This window comes from Paenibacillus sp. sg306046 (assembly GCF_059821225.1).
The window spans coordinates 93566-114605 of the sequence record NZ_JCAMRT010000003.1 but is presented as its reverse complement, the minus strand read 5'-3'; the positions used below and the strand labels follow the sequence as shown (position 1 = coordinate 114605).

Annotated in this window: 18 protein-coding genes; 16 read left to right on the top strand and 2 right to left on the bottom strand. The window is 57.1% G+C overall.

Annotated features, from left to right (window positions below; all coding sequences use genetic code 11):
• Positions 1-53 precede the first annotated feature (53 nt).
• The 6 genes from AC6ROY_RS04060 (at position 54) to AC6ROY_RS04035 (ending at position 6387) form a co-directional block, all read left to right on the top strand.
• On the top strand, positions 54-1046 hold the full coding sequence (locus AC6ROY_RS04060) for a hypothetical protein (protein ID WP_500098722.1): 993 nt from the start codon (positions 54-56) through the stop codon (positions 1044-1046).
• Positions 1047-1050: 4 nt separating this feature from the next.
• Positions 1051-2481: a hypothetical protein gene (locus AC6ROY_RS04055; protein WP_500098721.1), complete on the top strand. Its 1431-nt coding sequence runs from the start codon at positions 1051-1053 to the stop codon at positions 2479-2481.
• 190 nt (positions 2482-2671) lie between these two features.
• A complete protein-coding gene (locus AC6ROY_RS04050; protein ID WP_500098720.1) occupies positions 2672-4342 on the top strand; it encodes a hypothetical protein in 1671 nt (556 codons plus the stop codon).
• A gap of 160 nt (positions 4343-4502) precedes the next feature.
• Entirely contained in the window at positions 4503-5354 is an 852-nt protein-coding gene (locus tag AC6ROY_RS04045) for a sensor histidine kinase (protein ID WP_500098911.1), read from the top strand.
• Entirely contained in the window at positions 5354-5998 is a 645-nt protein-coding gene (locus AC6ROY_RS04040; protein WP_500098719.1) for a response regulator, read from the top strand. Before AC6ROY_RS04045 ends, AC6ROY_RS04040 begins: the two co-directional genes overlap by 1 nt.
• 38 nt (positions 5999-6036) lie before the next feature.
• The gene (locus tag AC6ROY_RS04035; RefSeq protein ID WP_500098718.1) at positions 6037-6387 is read left to right on the top strand and encodes a c-type cytochrome; all 351 of its coding nucleotides are present in this window, start codon (positions 6037-6039) and stop codon (positions 6385-6387) included.
• Between the two features lie 51 nt (positions 6388-6438).
• Here AC6ROY_RS04035 and AC6ROY_RS04030 read toward each other — a convergent pair whose 3' ends face one another.
• Positions 6439-7197 (bottom strand): response regulator transcription factor, encoded by a 759-nt coding sequence (locus tag AC6ROY_RS04030; protein ID WP_500098717.1) that lies wholly within the window; start codon positions 7195-7197, stop codon positions 6439-6441.
• A 259-nt stretch (positions 7198-7456) separates the two neighbouring features.
• Positions 7457-7564: a hypothetical protein gene (locus AC6ROY_RS04025; RefSeq protein ID WP_500098910.1), complete on the bottom strand. Its 108-nt coding sequence runs from the start codon at positions 7562-7564 to the stop codon at positions 7457-7459.
• On the opposite strand from AC6ROY_RS04025, the gene AC6ROY_RS04020 reads away from it, so the two are divergent.
• From AC6ROY_RS04020 to AC6ROY_RS03975, 10 genes are all read left to right on the top strand, one after another.
• On the top strand, positions 7519-8310 hold the full coding sequence (locus AC6ROY_RS04020) for an AraC family transcriptional regulator (protein ID WP_500098909.1): 792 nt from the start codon (positions 7519-7521) through the stop codon (positions 8308-8310). The genes AC6ROY_RS04025 and AC6ROY_RS04020 overlap by 46 nt on opposite strands.
• Before the next feature lie 202 nt (positions 8311-8512).
• Complete coding sequence (locus tag AC6ROY_RS04015; RefSeq protein ID WP_500098716.1) at positions 8513-10033, top strand: extracellular solute-binding protein; 1521 nt, start codon at positions 8513-8515, stop codon at positions 10031-10033.
• Positions 10034-10222: 189 nt separating this feature from the next.
• Entirely contained in the window at positions 10223-11779 is a 1557-nt protein-coding gene (locus tag AC6ROY_RS04010) for a sulfatase family protein (protein WP_500098715.1), read from the top strand.
• Between the two features lie 40 nt (positions 11780-11819).
• Complete coding sequence (locus AC6ROY_RS04005; protein WP_500098713.1) at positions 11820-13481, top strand: sulfatase family protein; 1662 nt, start codon at positions 11820-11822, stop codon at positions 13479-13481.
• 196 nt (positions 13482-13677) lie between these two features.
• Entirely contained in the window at positions 13678-14697 is a 1020-nt protein-coding gene (locus AC6ROY_RS04000; RefSeq protein WP_500098712.1) for a helix-turn-helix domain-containing protein, read from the top strand.
• A 23-nt stretch (positions 14698-14720) separates the two neighbouring features.
• Positions 14721-16541, top strand: a complete 1821-nt coding sequence (locus AC6ROY_RS03995; protein WP_500098710.1) for a cache domain-containing sensor histidine kinase — start codon at positions 14721-14723, stop codon at positions 16539-16541.
• Between the two features lie 192 nt (positions 16542-16733).
• A complete protein-coding gene (locus AC6ROY_RS03990; protein ID WP_500098908.1) occupies positions 16734-17687 on the top strand; it encodes an ABC transporter permease in 954 nt (317 codons plus the stop codon).
• Between the two features lies 1 nt (position 17688).
• Positions 17689-18558 (top strand): carbohydrate ABC transporter permease, encoded by an 870-nt coding sequence (locus AC6ROY_RS03985; protein ID WP_500098709.1) that lies wholly within the window; start codon positions 17689-17691, stop codon positions 18556-18558.
• Between the two features lie 38 nt (positions 18559-18596).
• Positions 18597-20042: a sulfatase family protein gene (locus AC6ROY_RS03980; RefSeq protein ID WP_500098708.1), complete on the top strand. Its 1446-nt coding sequence runs from the start codon at positions 18597-18599 to the stop codon at positions 20040-20042.
• Between the two features lie 17 nt (positions 20043-20059).
• Positions 20060-21031, top strand: a complete 972-nt coding sequence (locus AC6ROY_RS03975; RefSeq protein ID WP_500098707.1) for a formylglycine-generating enzyme family protein — start codon at positions 20060-20062, stop codon at positions 21029-21031.
• The last annotated feature ends 9 nt before the right edge of the window (positions 21032-21040 follow it).

The following is a 21040-nucleotide window of genomic DNA, read 5'->3' as shown; positions in this document are numbered from 1 at the left end:
GCTCAGCAGCTGTTTTACAAGCTGCCCGTATCTTAATGTTAAGGAGCGTTGACATGGCTAGAGAAATCAAATTACCGGAGCTGCATCTCGAGAGAGAAGAGAGAAGAAGTCCAGAGGAGGAACGGATTGAAATCGAGGAAATGGCCAAAGAAAGTCCTGTTCGCGCTCACTTTGGAGAAACGGATATCCATACTCATCACGAGATCAACCTTAGTATGCAAGAAACCTTTAAAGAGGTTGAGGGTAATCTTGACCTCCAACTGCAGCTTGAGACAATGGACAAGCAGCTGAATCAGCTTGAGGGCAGTTATGAACCGAATGCCAAGGAAGTCGAGATGTTTCAAAAGGAGCTCGAATCGGTTCGTGAGAAGGGGGATACTAGGCTTGAGCATGAGCTGACGCAGGTTAAGCAGAAGCTGGAGGCCTACGAGAAACGTACAGATCAGGTTCTGAAGGACATAAAAAAAAGATTAAAGTCGTCCGGAAGAAAAGAAAAGGGTCCCTTCATATGCCGGCACAAGTTTCTTAGCTCCGTTTTTGGCCTCATCGTCGGTGCGGCCGGGGTTGCAACATCTGCAGCAAGCTTGATTGCCGCGCTGATTCAATTATCGCGAAACAAGACTGACGACAAGGCGGTCAAGGAGCTGCCGGAGGAGCAGCGAGTCATGATCAGGGAGCTCCTAAGGGCATGGGACAGTGTGCCTGACTCAGATTTGTGGGAGCGCATGTCCAATTATGTGAAGACGTACAATCCCTCTATTGACGGACAAATCTACTTTATGATTTACATGAAAGAGCTGAGCACGCCGCAGTCCATCGACTTCACCATCAAGCAAACAGTCATTGACGGGCTGATGAAGCTGTTTAACCAGACCAAGGACTGCTCCTTACTCTATACCTACGTCAAAGAATTTACATATGAAGGAAAGGATTTCTCCGGCACAATCATCCAGCAGCGGCTGTCGCGTTTTGTTGCTGCCGATGTTTGTCAAGTTGCACTGGCCAATATTAAGCTCGACTTGGCCGACAAGAAGGAGGGAGCCTAAGAGCATGTCTACTCCGGCCCTTATCGTTACCCTTATGGAAGCACGGAATCGCGAAGCGGCGAATGCCTACTATGAGAACTATTTGCACCTATCCGGGAAGCAGCTTGACGGACTGGCCGATGACGAGGAGATGAGGGGCAGTCCTGCGGATGCGAAGCCGGAGCTTGCCGACCCTGAGGTTTATTTAGCTTCGTTTTCCGCTGACGTAGCAAAGGCTCTGAGAAGGCGTATACGGCTGACTCGCGAGGCTATGGCCGAGAAGTTTCCGCTGCTGCACGGCGAAACGATGACAAGAGAAGTGGTAACAGGACTGGAGCAGCCATGGAATGGGATGGACCGCGGGACACTCGTCTATTTGCGTGAAACGGACAAAGCGGTCGTGCTGATCAGTTTTCCTTATGTACAGATTCATCCCGAGCATGGCGAGGTACGGCTTGCCGAAGCTCGGCCCGCGACTGCAGCGCCCTTGCGCATGCAGGCTTCCGGCGTACCCGAGGATGGTGCCATTACCCTGGTGGAGTGCTCGCTGACCTTTACCGAAATCGCATGCTTCGGTATTCCCGGTCTGGGCTTGCCTCTGGCGGGAGGCGTCGCTGTCCTGCATACGATTTTCACCCGATATCTGGCGCCTAGAATTCGAAAGCCGCCGAAGGATCACGCTACGATGGAGGAAAGCGTACAGGAGCTGTTCACACGACACGATATCAATATCGCGATGAATGAATTTCTGACGTATTACGACTGGTGGCTGGGAGCGTACAATTCAGCATGGGGAATGGGAGTGGCAACGCCCGAAACCGAGGAATACTTTAATCTGTTTAAAGAAACGCTGGAAAAGGCATTATCTCCGAATTATCCACTGCAGGTTTGCTTGACGACGATTCAGGACCACGCTCATTCGATCTGGAGCTTCCCGGTCTTTATGTTTGGCGCGGGATTTAATTTGACGCTGCTTGCTACACAAATTATGATGGACAGCTTTGCCGCAACGCGGGTGGAATCGCCTTATTTCACAATTTACGTGAAAAAGCTTGATGCGTATATCCAGCATGCGGAGACCACGATGGAGGCCATCGAGAAGATCATTGATAAACGGCTGGAGCAGGTGGTTGGCCCGTTCGAGTATGACGATACGCACTGCTATTATAATTCGTGCGCCTATAAAAAGGGATGGCGCTTTCGGGACGAGACGGAAGGCCTGCTGAGCCGGGACCACAGCTTTCCATCGGTCGTCGATTGCAAAGGAAATGTGACCTCCAGCAGTAAATCACAAGCAGAGCTTGCGTGCGGAGATTACAAGGACAGCATTCGCCAAAGCATGGAATACACCTATTATGTGGGCAAAAAAAGCGAGTACATGGAGAACATTCAAACCTGGAAAAAAACCTATAAATCGCGAAGAAAAAGCCTGGAGGAGTTTAGTAAAGGCTTGTAATCGCGTCGTCTCCTCGAATGACGGGATAGGAGAAGACCGGAAAATGACTCGTTCGGGCCATAGTCAGCGCCAAGGAAATATGCTTAGATAAATACGTTGAACAAGGATGAACAGGCAGCTGCGGGGTTTCTTGGGTCTGAGGAAGGACCGGGCTTGCGGTTGGGGCTGCCGAAGGAAAGGTGAACGAAGGATGCTGCGAATACGCTTGGCTGCTTCTATTGTCGTGCTTCTGCTGGGGTGGAGCACCGCTGCCGGTGGGCAAGCACAAGCTGCCGGCATTCGGCCGCCGAGCTCAGAAGCTGGCCTTGTGCTTGTGTCTGGTGAGGCTGTCTCTGGCGCGCCTGGCGACATCAGGCCGTCCGAGTCGCAGCCGACGGAGACGCTGCTTGCAGCCGGGAGCCTGGTCGACCGGCAGCCGGCAGTCGAAGCGGCGGCACATGCCGGCCATTCCGAGGAGCATGGGCAGCCAGCTGATTTGCGGAGCAGCATTCGCAAGCTGTTTACGATGCTGGAGGTGCTGGCCGCCTTCGTGCTCGGCGGCTTGCTTGGCTTCCGCTGCTGGCTCAGCCCGCTTGACGGAGGCAAGGCGCCGATCGGCTTCACGCTGCGAGCCGAACGGCGCGTGGCGCTTGCTGCGCTGGCAGTCAGCCTGCTGACAGGCGGCTGCGCGCTCTGGCTGCTGGCTGACGCGGCGCGTATGCCAGGCCTCGCGTTGGATGTGTCGCTCAGCGGGCTGCTTGCACGGCTCAGCTCGACCTCCACCAGCGCGGTGGCGCTGCTGCGGCTGGCGCTCAGCGGACTGCTGCTGCTTGTAGCCTATGGCCCGCAGGGGGACCAGCGCTTCAACCAATGGGTGAAGCTTTTGCTCGCTTTCCTGTGGATCGGCTCGTTCCCGCTTGCATATCGCGAGCTGGATGCGGCGGCGGCTGGCGCGGAGAGCCTGGGGGGACAGCTCATCGCCCATCTCGCGTATGTCGGTGCGGGGAGCATCTGGCTGGGCGGCTTGGCGGGCGTGCTGATGTCTACCTGGATTCGCAGGCCGTCGCATGCGGACATTCAGGCCTGGCAGGAAGCCTACGCCCGGCTGTCCCGCAGCGCGTACGCCGCGATGCTGCTGCTGGCGGCCGTCGTCGGCTGGTTTGTCTGGCTGCGTGTTAGCGGACCGGATCGTACGGCAGCGCCGGAAACAGCGTTCAAGCTGCTGCTGGCGCTGACACTGGTCGGCATAGGCGGCTACCGCCGGGTTGTACAGGGCAGAAGCCTCTTGCGCTCGCAGGGGGAGGTACGGAGCAACGATCCGGAGCTGCTGGCCGCCCGCTTTGCAGACAAGCTGCGCCTTGAACTGCTGCTTGCCTCGGCGGCGCTCCTTATCGCGGGCTTGCTGTCCACAACGGCGGCGCCGCTCGCGCAGTCGGGCAGCTTTGCCGCCGAGCCGGTTTATTGGCATGTGATGGGTGATACCGCCCATATGTCGCTGCGCGCCAAGCCGACAGGCGGGGGAGAGGCCGCCATCAAGCTGGACGTCTGGCTGCCGTCAGGCCTTGGTGCGCCGCTGGAGCCGACCGTCAGCTATGCTCGCCCGAGCACTGCCGCTGCACCGGATCAGGCGGAATACGTCACACGGCCGCTCCCCGGAGCTGCCGATGCCGTCACCCAAGGCGAAGCAGGCGCAAGCATCGGGCCGCTAGTGCTGACCGCCGGCGGACCGGACCCGTACGGGTTTGAAGGCTTCGATAAATTTACGTATGAAGCGCCTGCAGGCCGCTATTTCAGCGAAGCCGGCTCCTGGCGGCTGACTGTCCGGTTTGCCGATTCCGGCGGTGTGCAGCATGAATTTACGGGCATGATCGCGTGGCCTTAAAGATCAAGACGTCTCCATTTCCGTGTTACGGCGGATCGGAGGCGTTTTTGTCATGGGTTGTTCAAACCAAGCGCCGCAAATGGCTCTTCCGAGCCATAGTCAGTCCGCAGGCGGTATGTTTAGATGAAGGTAAGGACGACGGAGGGAGGGAACCGGCGTGATGTACCGGCATTTGAAAAGCCTCATTTTGATCATTCCGACGCTGACCATCGGGTTGTGGGAATATGCGCGGCATACGTTTTTGCTTCCCTACATCTCGATGGAGCTGGGCAACTGGCTCGCTCCATTGCTTGTGTTTATCGTGACGATGACCTTGCTCCGCAAGCTGTTTGCGATGATGGAGGAGCTGCAGGAGGAATTACAGAAGGAGCGGGCCGTGAAGGCCGCGCTGGAGGAGCGCGAGAGGGTTGCCCAGGAGCTGCACGACGGAATTGCGCAGTCGCTGTTTTTACTCTCGGTGCGCGTGGACCGCCTGGAGCAAAGTCAACCGGGCATGCTGACCGAAACGTTACACACCGCCTATCAGAGCTTGCGCAAGACCGTATATGAGGTAAATGACTATGTCAGGCAAGCGATTGCCAGCCTGCGTTATCCGGCGACCCCGGCGTCGAAGCCGTGGATGGAAACGCTGCAGCATCTGGTGGATGAGTTTATCCGCGACACGGGCATCCAGGTCCATCTGGACTGGTCGCTGTCCGAGAGCCGCCTGACGATCAAGGAAAAGATCGAGCTTTATTCGACGATCCGCGAGGCGATGATGAACGTGTACAAGCATGCGGGGGCGGCGAATGTGTGGATTCTCGGTCAAAATCAGCCGCAGGCCGAGCGGGGCTGGACCTGTGAGATTCGCGACGACGGAAGCGGCTTTGCCTCTGAGTATGCCGGTCAGTCCATGGCCGGCTTCGGCCTGTCGATGATGCGGGAGCGGGCGGCAAGCATGAACTGGAGCTTCAGCCTGAGCCGGGACGATCAGCATACGCGGGTCATGGTTACCCAAAAGGAGGAAGCGTAATGCAGCCGATTCGTATTATGCTGGCGGACGATCACAAGCATGCCCGCGAGGCGATGAAGGACATTATCGGGCTGGACGATTGCTTTGAGCTCGTGGGCGAGGCCGCTAACGGGGCGGAGGCGGTCCGGCTGTCCGAGGCATGTATGCCGGACCTGATTCTGATGGATATCCGCATGCCTGAGATGGATGGACTGGAGGCAGCGAAGGTGATTAAGGAGCGGTTTCCTTATGTGAAAATTGTCATGGTGACCGTATCGGGCGACATTACGCATTTGTTCGAAGCGATCAAGCGCGGAGCGCAGGGCTATTTGCTCAAAAACTTGAGTCCTGCCGCTTGGCATGAATATTTGCGGGCAGTCGCCTTTGATGAAGCGCCGATGTCCAGAGAAATTGCCGTCCGGCTGCTGCAGGAGTTCACGTCGCTGAAAACAACCGTGCCGGAGAAGTCGCCGCTGACCGCCAGGGAGAAGGAAATTTTGGAATGTGTGGCCAAGGGCTGCTCCAACAAGGAAATTTCCGAAGCGCTGGACATTTCCGAGCATACGGTCAAAAATCATTTGAAAAACATTTTGCACAAGCTCCATCTGGATAACCGTGTGCAGCTTATGCGTTACGCGTATGAGAAGGGCTGGCTGCAAGCCTGAACGAGGACCGCAAATTCGAAGCACTGGGGGAGAAAGCTATGGGAAACGTAACCAAGCTCGTTCTGTTGTCGATAGGGGTGGCCTCGCTGCTGGCCGTTACAGCATGCGGCCGCGCGGACACGGAGAAGCCGCAAGCGGCGAAGGCGCAGAGGGAGCAGACGGGCGCAGCGGATGCGCAGGCGCTGTACAAATCCAATTGTCTGGCCTGTCACGGCGATCAGCTGCAAGGCAAGATGGGCCCGAATCTGCAGAAGACGGGCGGCAAGCTGACCGCCGAGCAAATCGCGGCCAAAATCAGCAGCGGGGGCGGCGGCATGCCCGGCTACAAGTCTAGGCTGAATGAAGCTGAAATCAAAGCGTTGACCGATTGGCTGGCGGAGAAGAAGTAGGAGCCGGATCATTTCGGCGCAAGCGAAAAGCCGCCCGCGCATGCAGGCGTATTAATCCGGCGGTGTGCCTGCGGGCATGGGCGGCAGGGAGGCGGTTGTTATACGCGGTGCATCCAGCCGGTAGCCGACGCCCCAGATCGTACGGATCAGGTCGTGAAGGTGAGGAGCGGCCGCTTCGATTTTTTCGCGGATTCGCCGGATATGGGAATCGACGGTCCGGTAGTCGCCGCTCGGCTCAACCTTCCAAATTTCCCGAATGAGCGCTTCGCGGGTAAAGGTTACGCCTGCGTGCGCAGCCAGATGCCGGAGCAGCTCGTATTCCTTTAAGGTCAGGGCAAGCTCATGGCCTTGAATCAAAATGCGGCGGGAACGATGATCCACCAGCAGCTGCGGCAGCGAAATTTCGGGGGATACCGTTTGAATCTGCGGAAAAAACGGGAAAGCCGTTCGTTTGAGAATCGCATGGACGCGGTGCATAAGCTCGCGCGGACTGAACGGCTTGACGACGACATCATCGGCGCCGGCTTCAAATCCGAGCAGCTTGTCGCTTTCCGGCCCTTCGCGGCTGAGTAAAATGACAGGCGTCGGCTTCGTCATCCGAAGCAGCCGACACACTTCTGCACCGGTAACCTCCGGTAAATGGAGGTCCAAAAGCACGAGATCGAAAGGCTGTTCCAACGCCATCATTAATGCTTGCTTGCCTGTCAGGGCTTCCTCGACCCGTGCGCCATTTCCTTCCGCATACAGCTTCACCACACGTCGAATGCGGCTGTCCTCATCAGCAATCAGCAGCTTGTACGGTTCAGACATGGTTGTCATCCCTCCTTGACCTCCATTGTAGCGCTACCGTCGGGCAGGTACATGACTCCGGAGAGCCATGTGCGCGTCCAACTGATGACGGAATGATGACGGATTTGTGAATAGCGCGTCCCGCAAATTGCCAAAGAACCTTAGTCCGGTGTGTTTAAGCGACTAAGGTTTTTTGGCGAATACCGGAATCCGGTCGAGCGACCGCAAAAGTTATGTTAAACTACGGGAAAATGTTTGAATCTTATCTTTCGCGGAGGAGCTATGAACAGACTGTTTGAGCCGGTTTATTTTGAACACGGGTCTTTGCTGTGGGATTACGCAATTCGCATTGCGCACAACTATAAAGGGTACTATCACTTTCATCAATGCTGCGAGTTTGTGCTTGTGCATGAGGGACAAGGGACGGTCATCCTGAACCAGCAGACGTTTGAGATCAAGCGGGGCATGTTTTTTTTCTTTCAGCCGTACCAGCTGCATCAGGTGTATGCCGATGTAGCCGCGGAGCACCCTTATGTACGTTCAATTTTCTATGCCGACCCGCTGCTGATGGAGAAGCAGCTTCGGTCCTTTCCCGGCCGTCATGCGCGTTTCGAAGCGATGTGGCGGAGTCCGAATCAGGCGCATGCCTTTCAGCTGAATGAACGGGTTGAAAGCATGGAGGAGATGTTTGGCCAATATGAGCAGGCAAGGCAAAGAGGCAAAGGGGAGTCGCTGGAGGAGCTGACGATTTTGTTTCTGCAGATGCTGAACCTGCTGCCCGAATCCAGGCTGGAGGAGAAGCGGCCGCTCCGCTATTCCGAAACGGTCATGCGCTGGATCGAGGAGCATTACCGGGAGGACGTGAGCCTGGCCCGGCTGGCGGAGGAGACGCATCTGTCTCCCAACTATATGTCCCGCGTATTCCGGCAGGAGACGGGCAGCAGCATTACGGACTATTTGACAGCGAGACGGATGAAGCAGGCATGCCGGTTGCTGGAAATGACGAATAAGCAGGTCGAGGTCATCGGCCAAGAGGTTGGCTTCGGCAACAGCTCGTATTTTATCCAATTGTTTAAAAAGGTGATCGGGACGACGCCCTTGCAGTATCGGAGCCGAAAAACAAAAGCGCGCTAAAGGGCAGCAGATCGGCGAGCAGGCCAAGATAAGATGATGGAGGAGTATAAAGCCGCCTACCTGAGCAGCAAGAAATAGTTTTTACGTAGGAGCGGGTCCTTTTCAGATAAGAAATCAGAGAATCGGGTAAAGCGGTTTGTCCGCAAATCCTCTATGATGAGGAGGTAGCTGAATCGCTGATGACTGGAAAGGGGATCAACCTATGAAAAAAAAGCTGCTCGTAAGCTGCGCCCTGATGCTATCGTTTGGTACGGTGCTGGGCTGCTCCAAGCAAAATGTCGGGGCGCCCGCTGCGCCGAAGGCCGGTGAGGCCGTTTCGTCCGCCAACGATCTCAGCGAGAAGCTGACGATCAACTGGATGGCGCAGTCGTTTCAAGGCGGGGGCTGGCCGGAGGATCATCCGATGATTCGGGAGCTGAACAAGAAGTTTAATGTCGATCTGAAAATTCAGTGGGTGCCGTTCGCGAATTACAAAGAGAAGCTGAACGTGATCGCCGCCTCCAACGAGTTTCCGGACATCTATTACGTATTGCATCCGGAGTTCAACAAGTGGAAAAAGCAAGGCATCTTTTACGACATTCAGCCTGTGCTGAAGGATTATCCGAATTTGGCGAAAATTCCGGAGGCGCCGCTGAAGCTGCTCAATCCGAAGGGCAAAGTACTCGGTGTGCCTTATTATTTGACTGAGGCGAGGGATTCGTATGCGGTTCGCCAGGATTGGTTGGACAAGCTTGGTATGACCGCTCCGAAGACACTGGACGAGTTCTATGAAATGGCGAAGGCGTTTACTACCAAGGACCCCGACGGCAATGGCAAGCAGGATACGGTCGGCTTCTCGTTTTATATCGACACGACTTCCAATGTGCTCCGGGATATTGAGTTTATCCAGGCCGGCTTCGGGCTGTGGAACCAGTGGAAAGAGGTTGACGGCAAGCTGATGCCTTACCAGACGCAGGTGCAAGAATGGAAAAACTTCCTGACCTTCATGAACAAAGCGTATAACGAAGGCGTACTGGACAAAGATTTCGGCGTCAATAAAGTCCGCTCTACCATCGAAAAATTCGAGGGCAATAAAGTCGGCATCTCGATTGTCAATCCGAATGATTACAACAATACGATCAAAAATGTGACGAAGCTGGTGCCGACGGCTGCGATCAAAACCATTGAGCCTCCGAAGGGGCCGACAGGCATGACGGGAACACCGACCTACGACATGCTCTACAAGCAGGTCATCAATGCGAAAATTGACGAGAAGAAGCAGCGCCGCATTTTGATGATGCTTGACTATTTCTTGTCGCCTGAGGGCGCGGACTTTATCAAGCACGGCATCGAAGGGGTACACTACAAGAAAATTTCGGACGACAAGTACGAGAAGCTGGAGGCCGCGGACAAGGATCGCCAAAACTTGATCAACAACTGGATTTTCCGTCCGTTCGATCCGGGCATTCAGATGTACAAATGGGAGGACCCGGCTTATCATAAAACGATGCGTGATATGTTTGCCATGAACGAGAAGTACAAATGGGTGAACCCGGCCGCCGGTCTGGATTCGGAGACGATGAACCGCAGCGGAGCGAATTTGAATGTGAAGTTTATGGAAATGGTATCCAAGATTATCATGGGCCGGGAGCCGGTGTCGGCGATTGAGAAGGCGTCGGCCGATTGGCTGGCTGGCGGCGGCACGAAAATTATCGAAGAAATCAATAAATCGTATAAGGAATAACCCCTGTTGTACTCCTCTCGGGCCTTCGGTAGGGCTTGAGGGGAGTTTTTGCGTTTCGGGCAGGAGCCACGGGAAATTGACAGGCTGCTGGTTCGGGAATCAGAGAATCGGATAACGACGCGGCGGCGCGCAAGCCTTATGATGAGGGGGGAGAACGACTATTAATTTTTGAGACGGAGATGAGATCCTATGCGCATATTGTTTCTGGACCTGGATTCGACGAGCCCCGATCACCTGGGCTGCTACGGCTACCATCGGAATACGTCGCCCAATATTGACCGAATTGCGTCCGAGGGCGTGCGGTTTACGAACTATTACACGTCGGACGCGCCTTGCGCGCCTTCCCGAACGGCGCTGATGACCGGCAAGTTCGGCATCATTAACGGGCTGGTCGGTCATGGAGGCACGGCCGGGGATATGAAGCTGGAGGGCGTACAGCGCGACCTGATGGGCAAGCTGACCCGCGGGGGCGCGCTTCCCTCCTACCTGAATCTGGCGGCTGACCTGAACACAGTGCTGATCAGTCCTTTTCCGCAGCGGCATTCGACGTTTCACTTCTACGCAGGCTTCAATGAAATTCATAATACAGGGCAATACGGCAACGAATCCGCCGAGCAGGTGACGCCTGTGGCGCTGGACTGGATTGAGCGCAACGCTTCTTCGGAGGATTGGTTTCTGTACATCAACTACTGGGACCCGCATACGCCGTACCGGGCGCCTGCCGAATTCGGCAATCCGTTCGCCGAGGAACCGCTACCGGCCTGGCTGACCGAGGATGTGCTGGAGCGGCATAAGAAGCTGGCCGGCTCGCACTCGGTGCATGAATTGAATATCGACCATCGCGAGCGGAAATATACAAATCAGACAAGCGAAGCCTTCCCGCGTTACCCGGGCGAGATTCAGAGCATGGACGACATGCGCAGCATGATCGACGGCTACGATTGCGGCATCCGGTACATGGATGAGCATCTGGGACGCTTGTTCGCCGCGCTGGAGCAGCAGGGCGTGATGGACGAGCTGATCATTCTGATCTCCGCCGATCACGGCGAAAATATGGGGCAGCTCGGCATTTACGGCGAGCATGCGACAGCTGACCAGGCGACCTGCCGCATTCCGATGATCATCCGCTGGCCGGGCATGAAGCAGGGCATCGTCGACGAGGGGCTGCACTACCATCTGGACCTGCTGCCGACGCTGGCCGAGCTGCTGAACGGCCCGGCGATGGCGCAGTGGAGCGGCGCCAGCTATGCGCCGGCGATTCGGGAGGGCGCCGAGTGCGGGCGGGACTATCTGGTCGTGTCGCAATGCGCGCACGTCGTGCAGCGCAGCGTCCGATTCGGCGACTGGATTTACATCCGTACGTATCATGACGGCTATCATTTGTTCGACCGCGAGATGCTGTTCAATCTGTCGGACGATCCGAAAGAGCAGTTTAACGTGGCGGCGGAGCATCCTGACATTTGCCGCGAAGCGGTGTATTATTTGAATGAATGGCATGACGAGGCGATGCGGAACAACAGCGACGCGGTTGACCCGCTGTGGACCGTCATCCGGGAGGGCGGACCGTTTCATGCGCGAGGCTATCTGGGCGCGTACATCGAGCGATTGAAGGAGACCGGGCGCGGTCAGCTCACAGAGGAGCTGGTGCGCCGCCATCCGCAGGAGTTCCCGCAAGCGCCTGACCCGGCGCTCGGCTATATGATGGCGAGAATTGGCGCCAAAATGACCCCCAGGCAATCCAAGTAGCGAATAGGCAAGCAACCGGACGTAAAAGGAAGGGATAAGGATGACCCAATCGGCGGCACGACCGAATATTTTGTGGATTTCGCTTGAGGATACAAGTCCCCGCTTCGGCTGCTACGGAGATGACCTGGCGCGCACGCCTCATATCGACCGGCTGGCGGAGCAGGGCATGCGATTCCGCCATGCCTACGCGGTTGCTGGGGTATGCTCGCCCAGCCGCTCGGCGGTCATTACCGGGATGTACCCGACGACAATCGGCGCCCATCATATGCGGACCGAGCATGTGAACCCCCACACGCCGGAGCTGCCTACGCCTTACCAGGCCGTGCCCCCGGCTTACGTCAAGGCGTTCCCCGAATATTTGCGGGCGGACGGCTATTTCTGCACGAACAATTGGAAGACCGACTATAATTTCGATGCCCCGTTAACGGCTTGGGACGAAAACGACCGGCAGGCGCACTGGCGTCATCGTCAGCCGGGGCAGCCCTTTTTCGCGGTCTTCAACCATATGCTTACGCATGAAAGCGGCATGTGGGGGGACATGATCCGCGAGCGGATGTATCCGGAGCAGGAAACGGACCGGCCGCTGGTCACAGACCCGGAGCGCGTCCAGGTTCCGCCGTATTTGCCGAATACGCCGAAATCCCGCGCGTCCCTGGCCAAATATTACGATCTGATCGAGGAAGCGGATCAATTTGTCGGTACGCTGCTCCGGCAGCTGGAGGAGGACGGGCTCGCGGACAACACGATCGTCTTTGTATGGAGCGATCATGGCGAAGGGCTGCCAAGGGCCAAGCGTTGGCCCTACGACGCAGGCATTCGGGTGCCTTTGATCATCCGCTGGCCCGGCGTGCTGGAGGGCGGGCAGGTAAGCGATCAGCTGGTCAGTTTGCTTGATCTGGGCCCGACCGTGTTATCCATGGCAGGCGCCGCCATCCCGTATCATATGGCCGGACAGCCGATCTGGGGCGAGGGGGTGCAGCCGCGAAGCTGCATTTTCGCTGCCCGCGACCGGTACGACGAGTCTTATGACATGGTGCGGGCGGTGCGCGACAGCCGCTTCAAGTATATTCGCAACTATCATCCGGAGAAGCCTTACCTGCCCTGGATTCGATTCAGCCACCAGCACCCGATGTTTCAGGAGCTGTGGAGATTGCAGCTTGCCGGGCAGCTGGAGGGGGACGGGCTGCTGCTGCTGCAAGACAAGCGGCCTCCCGAGGAGCTGTACGATTGTAATGAGGACCCGTATGAAATGCGCAATCTGGCCGGCGAACCCGGCTTCCGGGAAGTGCTGGACCGGCTGCGCGCCGAGCTGGATGACTGGCGGCTCCGCTACGATAGCTGGGGAGACGTGCCGGAATCGCAGATGGTCGCGCAGATGTGGCCGCAGGGGAAGCAGCCGCAGACAGCCGCGCCGCTGTTTATCCCGATCCATCGCGAGCTGCCCGGTCTCGTTCCGTCGCAGGACGGAGCCTATGAGACCGCGACGGCTGTCCTGCTGCATTCCGCGACGCAGGGAGCTTCGATCGCCTACAGGCTGCTTCAGGAGACGGAGCAGCGGCCGAGCTGGAAGCTGTACACAGGCCCGATCCGGCTCCCGGAAGGAACAACCGTCATCCAGGCAAAGGCCGTTCGGATCGGGTACGCCGACAGTGCGGAGATGACGGCGACCTATCGGCTGGACAGCCGGGAGCCGCAAATCTAATTTCGGCCGCCGCCCGGCTATTTGCAAATGCAGACAAGCCTTGAGCACTAACCGCATAATTGGCTCGGCCCGGACAACCCTCGCAAGAGGGTTGTTTGCGCGACGGAATACGAATTGACTTGATTGGTACATGATAGCTATAGTGAAGAAGAGCGGATCATGGCGTGTCGGACAGCATAGAAGGGGGATTCGCAGCATGTACCATGTCTTGGTAGCAGAGGACGAGGTTTGGATTCGCAGTGCGATCGTGGAGATGGTGGATCGGATCGGAGGCGGCTTCAAGGTGACGGGCGAGGCCGAAGACGGGCTGGAGGCCTGGAACCTGATTCAGGAGCTGTGTCCGACTGTGCTGATCACCGATATTATGATGCCTAGGCTGGATGGACTGGCCTTGATCAAGCAGATCGACGAGGTGCAATTTCCGATCGTCAGCATCATCATCAGCGGTTATGATAACTTTTCCTACGCCCAGCAGGGGATTCGCTACGGGGTTTCGGAGTATTTGCTCAAGCCCGTGCGGGAGGATACGCTGAAGGAAGCGCTGGAGCGATCCCTGCAGCGGCTGAAGCTGCTTCATCCTGCGCACGACCAGCTGCTCGCGATCCAGGCCTTCATCGAGCGCATCACGTCCATGGACGCCCAGCAGATCATGTCGGAGCAAGCGCAGCTCGTACAGTCCATTGTGCGGAACAAGAACAGTCATCCGGGCGGCAGACTCGGGCTGCTGCGCCTATTGGCGGGGAAGCTGACGAATTTGCTGGAGTACACGTATCCGGAGCAGGAAAGGCCGACTTCTCCGGAGGACGGCTCCGAGGAAGCGGTCAGGCGGCATATTCAGCAGCTGGTCGAGCTATGGTGCCAATGGAATCGCCAGCAGCATCACAAGCAGTCCTTCCGGCTGGTTATGAAGAAGGCTTGCGATTACGCCGAGCAGCGTTATATGCAGGAGATCAGCTTGTCCCAGATCGCCGAGCATGTCGGGCTGAGCTTGTCCCACTTCAGCGCCTTGTTCAAGCAGCATGCGGGAGACTCGTTCGTCAACTATTTGAATAAAATCAGGATCGACAAAGCGAAGCTGCTGTTGCTGGAGCCTGACTTGAAAATTTACCAGGTCGCCGATATGGTCGGTTTTTCATCCATGCCTTATTTCAATCGCGTATTTAAAAATGTAACCGGTTTATCGCCCAATGAATATCGGAAAGGCATGGGAATTTGACCGGAGGAGAGGTTGGCGCGAACATGAAACGGTTATGGAACCGATTTCGGATCAAGGAGAGCATGGTCGTGTTATTTCTGGCGATCAGCCTGTTCTCGATGATGCTGATGGGGCTGATTTCGCATTGGAACTATAGTCTGGCAGTGAAAAACGACTTCCATACCGTAACGGACGAGGCGACAAAGCGGCTGCATCATCACCTGGAGTTTTATTTGGAGCAGCTGTCGAAGACGACGAAGTCGATTTTGAAGGACGAGCTGATCCAGACCTGGTATGAGGGAAGCCGGCCGATCACCGGCATCGAGACGGAGGAGATCGAAGCGCTGCTGCGCCGGCATGTCGCGCTGAATTACAATGAGGTGGCCGGTATTTTCCTTCTCTCTCTGGACAAGCGGGTGCTGGCCATGCGCACCTTTCAATCGGCGGTCTCCGATTTTTCTACGGAGCCGTGGTACGGGGTGCCGTTCAAGGAGCGGCGCACCTTGATTCCGACCCATACGATCACGTATCCGCAGCAAAACGGGATGGCCGTCATCTCCATGCTGAATCCGGTGTACAGCAATTCGACGGTGTCGCCGCTCGGCTATATCGTCGTTGACCTGTCCCTGAAGGAGATCGAGGCTACGCTCGAACGCTCCCGGCTTGGCACGACCGGTCAATTTATGATTTTGTCCGAGGACGACACGATTGTTTATCACCGTGAGAAGGAATGGCGCGGGCGCAAGCTGGCAGAAACGCCGATGGGGAAATTGTCCATGCCTGCCGATGGAGGGGTGAGCCTCCAGACGTATGATCAGACCAAGCTGCTGGTCTCGGCCAGCAGTTCCAAGGTGCTCGATTGGCGCATCGTGGCTCTCGTGCCCTTCGACGAGATGGCCAGCGGTTTTTATTCCGCCCGGAACGCGACGGTTTTCGCTTCGCTGCTGATTGCCATCGTCGTCATGCTTGTCGTGCCCATGGTATCCAATTTGTACGTGCAGCCGGTACTGCACCTCAAGTATAATATGAACCGAGTGTCCCAGGGGGATTATACGACGAGAGCCGACATTCAGCAGGGAGAGAATGAATTTCAGCGGCTCAATTATAGCTTTAACAAGATGGTGGATCAGCTGAATGATCAGCTAACCACGATCTCCGATCTGAAGCTGCGCGAGATGCACACGCAGCTGCGTCAGAAGGAAGCCTATATCCAGGCGCTTCAAAATCAGATCAATCCGCATCTGCTGTACAATTCGCTGGACATTATTAAAAGCATCGGATACATCCATAACGACGAACTCGTCGTAAGCATGGCGGGCAATTTGGCCGACGTGTACCGCTATACGGCGAAAATATCGGATCATGAAGTGACGCTCGCCGAGGAAATGTCGATTTTGGAGAAATACCTGGAAATTACCCATATTCGCTTTCCTAAAAAATTCATCAGCCGCATTACCGTCCATGAAAAGTTCCACGATTGTCTGATGGTTAAGCTGACGGCCCAGCCCTTGGTCGAAAATGCGGTGAAGTTTGCGGTCGAGCCCAGAGGAGGAGCGGCCGCCATCCTGATCAGCGCCTACAACGACCAGGACGATCTGGTGATCGAGATCGCGGATAACGGCACAGGCATCGAAGAGGAGAAGCTTGCCGGGCTGACGCAGCGGCTGCAGGACATTTCCCGGCAGGAGCATGATCACGTGCTTAGGCAGGGCGAATCGCTCGGCGTCGTGAATGTGCATGCGAGGCTTGTGCTCCAGTATGGAGAGGGCTACGGCCTGACCATTAATTCGTTTGCCGGCAGGGGAGCCGTCATCTCGATCCGCATTCCGCTGCGCTATAAAAACCAGTTGCAGGAACAAGCCTGACGATCAGGCCGCTCGACCAGAATTGCTGGCGAACGGCCTTTTTTGTCGTGGGGGGCAAGATGATCCGGGCCGTTGAACCGGCATGGCGGACAGGTTTACAAATCAGAGGATTGTGTAACGACGCTGCCGACCGAACCCTTTATGATAGGACTATAACCAAGGCTATCACTACAGGAGGGAAACAGGATGCAAATGAATTCGACTGGTGAGCTCGCAGCCCAAGCAGCGGCATCCCGGGCAAGAAGCGCCGTCCGGAAGGAATGGAAGAGAGGACTTCCGTTGTATCTCATGATTTTGCCGGGGCTGTTATTTTTTATCCTGTTCCGCTATTTGCCGATGGGGGGCATTGTGATCGCCTTTCAGGATTTTAGTCCGTTCACCGGGTTTTTCGGCAGTGAATGGGTGGGCTTCGCCCATTTCGAACGGCTGTTCGGCGAGCCGGAGTTTTGGACGCTGCTCAGCAATACGCTGATTCTGAGTGCATTGAATCTGTTTTTGTTTTTCCCGGCGCCGATCCTGATCGCGGTCGTGCTGAACGAAGTCCGGCTGCAATGGTTTAAAAAGGTCGTGCAAACGGCCATTTACATGCCGCACTTTTTGTCCTGGGTCGTCGTGGTCGGCATCACCGTCATCCTCTTCGCGACGCAGGACGGCGCGCTGAACAAGGGCCTGGCGAACGCGGGCTACGAGCGGATCGAGCTGATGACGGACCCGGATTACTTCCGCGGCGCTTATGTGCTGCAGAACATCTGGAAGGAAGCGGGCTGGAATGCGGTCATTTTCCTGGCGGCGCTGGCTGCGGTTGATCCGACGCTTTACGAAGCTGCGGTTGTGGACGGTGCGAACCGCTGGAAGCAGCTGTGGCACATCACGCTGCCCGCGTTGCGGTCCACCATCATTATTTTGTTTATTTTGCGGCTCGGACAAGTGATGGATATCGGCTTCGAGCATATTTACCTGATGCAAAATTCGTTGAATTTGTCCGTGTCCGATGTGTTCGATACGTATGTGTACCGCACGGGCGTGCTGCAGGGCGAATTCAGCTTCACAACGGCGGTGGGATTGTTCAAGTCGGTAATCGGGCTTGGCATGATTATGCTGGCCAACAGGCTGTCCAAAAAAGTAGGCGAAGAGGGGGTATATTGAGATGAACACGTTCGACTCTCGCGGCAAGGACCCGCTGTTCAGCGCGTTAATCTACGGGGTGCTGCTGCTCTCCCTGCTGGTTGTTGTCATTCCGTTTGTATATGTGATTTCCAGCTCCTTCGCCACGGAGCAGGAAGTGATGTCGCGGGGATTTTTCCTCCTGCCGCATGAATGGTCCATCGAGGCTTACGGCTATCTGCTGAGCAATGTCAACTTTAAGACCGCCTTCGGCAATGCGGTCACGATTACGGTCGTAGGGACAAGCATCAACATTTTGCTGACGAGTCTGATGGCCTACGGCTTGTCCAAAAGCTGGCTGCGAGGACGGAGCACGCTTAATTTCATGGTGCTGTTTACGATGATTTTTGCCGGCGGGATGATTCCGACCTATCTGGTCGTGAAGGAGCTGGGTTTGCTGAACAGCTACTGGGCGCTTTATTTGACCGCGGCCATCGCCCCCTTTAACCTGATCGTGATGCGCAGCTTCTTCCAGAACATCCCGAGCGAGCTGGAGGAGTCTGCGCGGATGGACGGCTGCTCGGAGCTGCGGCTGTTCTGGCAAATCGTCATGCCGCTGTCCATGCCTGCGGTCGCGACGTTCACCTTGTTTTATGCGGTGCAAAACTGGAACACGTACTTTTACGCCATTTTGTTCCTGAATGATTCCAATGACATGCCGCTGCAGGTTTTCCTTCGGCAAATGCTGATCGAGACGGATACGGGGATGGCTGACGACGCGGGAGGTTATGCGTACACCCCGGCCGTTAAGATGGCAGCCGTGCTGGTCACAGCGGTACCGCTGCTCGTCATCTATCCTTTCCTGCAAAAATACTTCAATAAAGGGATGCTTATGGGCTCGGTCAAAGGGTAAGCGCGCGACCTGTGCGATTCAAGGCGAGGAGGATGAGAATGAAAATGAAGCAACCGGATCTGTTGGTGTTTTTGACCGATCAGCATCATGCGAGATACGCCGGCCATGCCGGTCATGAAACGGTGCGCACGCCCCATATGGACCGCTTGGCTGCGGAAGGCACAGCTTTTGACGCGGCGTATACGTCCTGCCCGCTTTGCGTGCCCTCGCGCGTCTCCATGCTGACAGGGCAGCTTCCCGAGAAAACGGGGGTATACACAAATGACGGAGCGATCGCGAGCGATCAGGCGACCTTCCTGCACGGGATCGCGGCGGCGGGGTACGACACGGTGCTGTGCGGGCGAATGCACTTTCTGGGCGATGATCAGCGCCACGGCTTCACCAAGCGGATCATGGGCGACATGACGCCGCTGTATTGGGGCCGCTACGGTCCGCACCGGCGGGATCTGGGGCCATACGTCGGCACGATGGCCAACCAGAGCCTGAAAATTATCGGCGGCGGCACGTCTCCTGTGCTCGAATACGATAAAGCGGTCATCGGGGCGGCGCTCGATTATCTCGGCCAGGAGCATCGAAAGCCGCAATGCCTGGTCGTCGGCACGTATGGTCCGCATCATACGTTTGTCGCGCCGCCGGAGCTGTATCGGTACTACCTGGAGCATGCGGCTGCTCCGGAGTCGTACGTCCGCCGAACGGAGCATCCGGTGCTCAGCCGCCAGCGCGAAGCGTTCGGCGCGCTGGATGAGATCAAGCTGGCCCGGCTGCGCGCCGCTTATCTGGGTATGATCGAGACGGTCGACAGCCAGCTCGGCGAGGTTCGCGAGGCATGGGACAGCTACCTGCAGCGCAGCGGGCGCCCGGGGGTGCTCGTCTACATGTCTGACCATGGCGAACAGGCGGGCGAGCATGGCTTCATCGGAAAAAGCACGTTCCTGGAAGGCTCGGCCCGCATCCCGCTCCTCTTCGCCGGACAAGGCATTCCCGCAGGCCGCCGCATCGCGCAGCCCGTAAGCATCATGGACCTTGGCCTGACCTTATGCGAGCTGGCCGGAGCGGCAGCGCCGCCCAGACCGGACGGCCGCAGCTTGGCTGCGCAGCTGGCCGGAGGGGAAGAGGAGGCGGAGCGGGTCGTCATCAGTGAATTCATCGTCGAGCTGGATGGGCAGCCGGTGCCGGGGCGGATGGTGCGCCAGGGCAGGTGGAAATATGTGTCTTACGCTGGCTTCGAGGCATTTGACCAGCTGTTTGATGTCGTTGCCGATCCGGGCGAGCTGCACAACAGGCTTGAGGATGCTCCTGAGCCGGCCGGCAGGTTACGGACGCTGCTGCAAGAGAACTGGAACTGCTCCGCTATCCTCGGCAAGCATCTGGAGAAGGCGGAGCACCACCGGCTGCTCGCCAAATGGGGCAGCACGGTCGATGTCGCCGAAGCCGAGCGATGGGCAGTACCGCAGGAGGCGACGGCGCTTCCGGTTGTTGAATAATATAGGAGGGGATCGCGATGGAGCAAAAGCGCTCCTGCTGTTCCGTCTCAAGGGCGGACCATTCGCCGGTCGGCAGCTTGCCGCTGGCCTCGTCATCGCAAGCGCCTCGCAAGCAGACGGCGAGCGAGGGACTGGTTCGTCTCGCAGGCGGGCCGTTTCTGATGGGAACGGACGATGAGGAAGGGTTTCCATCCGACGGGGAGGGACCGGTGAGAACCGTGACCGTCGATGCGTTCTGCCTGAGCCCTGCTGCGGTCACCAATGCGCAGTTCAAGGCGTTTGTCGCGGCTACGGGCTATGTCACCGAGGCGGAACGGTTCGGCTGGTCGTTTGTGTTTCATCTGCTTGTGCCTTCGCCCACGGCGAGCCAGGTTGCGGCGGTCGCCCGGCAGACGCCGTGGTGGTGGCGGGTCGAGGGGGCATGCTGGAGCAGTCCCGAAGGGCCGGACTCGGGGATCGGGGAACGGATGGATCATCCGGTGGTGCATGTCTCCTGGAACGATGCGATGGCGTATTGCTCCTGGTCGGGCCAGCGTCTGCCCACGGAAGCGGAGTGGGAGTATGCAGCCCGCGGCGGTCTTGTGCAGAACAAATACCCGTGGGGCAACGTGCTGAAGCCGGATGGACAGCACCGGTGCAATATTTTTCAAGGCAAGTTTCCGGACAAAAATAATGCGGCGGACGGGTATGCGGGCACGGCTCCGGCAGTCGCTTTTCCCCCGAATGGATACGGCCTGTATCAAATGGCCGGCAACGTCTGGGAATGGTGCGCCGACTGGTTCAGCCGGGACCATCATCTGCGGGCAACGTCTGTCAATCCGCAAGGCCCGCCGTCGGGTACGTCGAGGGTGATGCGCGGCGGCTCGTATCTATGCCACAAGTCGTACTGCAACCGTTACCGGGTTGCGGCCCGAACGTCAAATACGCCGGACAGCTCGTCCGGCAATATCGGCTTTCGCGTGGCGGCGGATGTCGAAGAGCTTTGCTAATCAAACAGG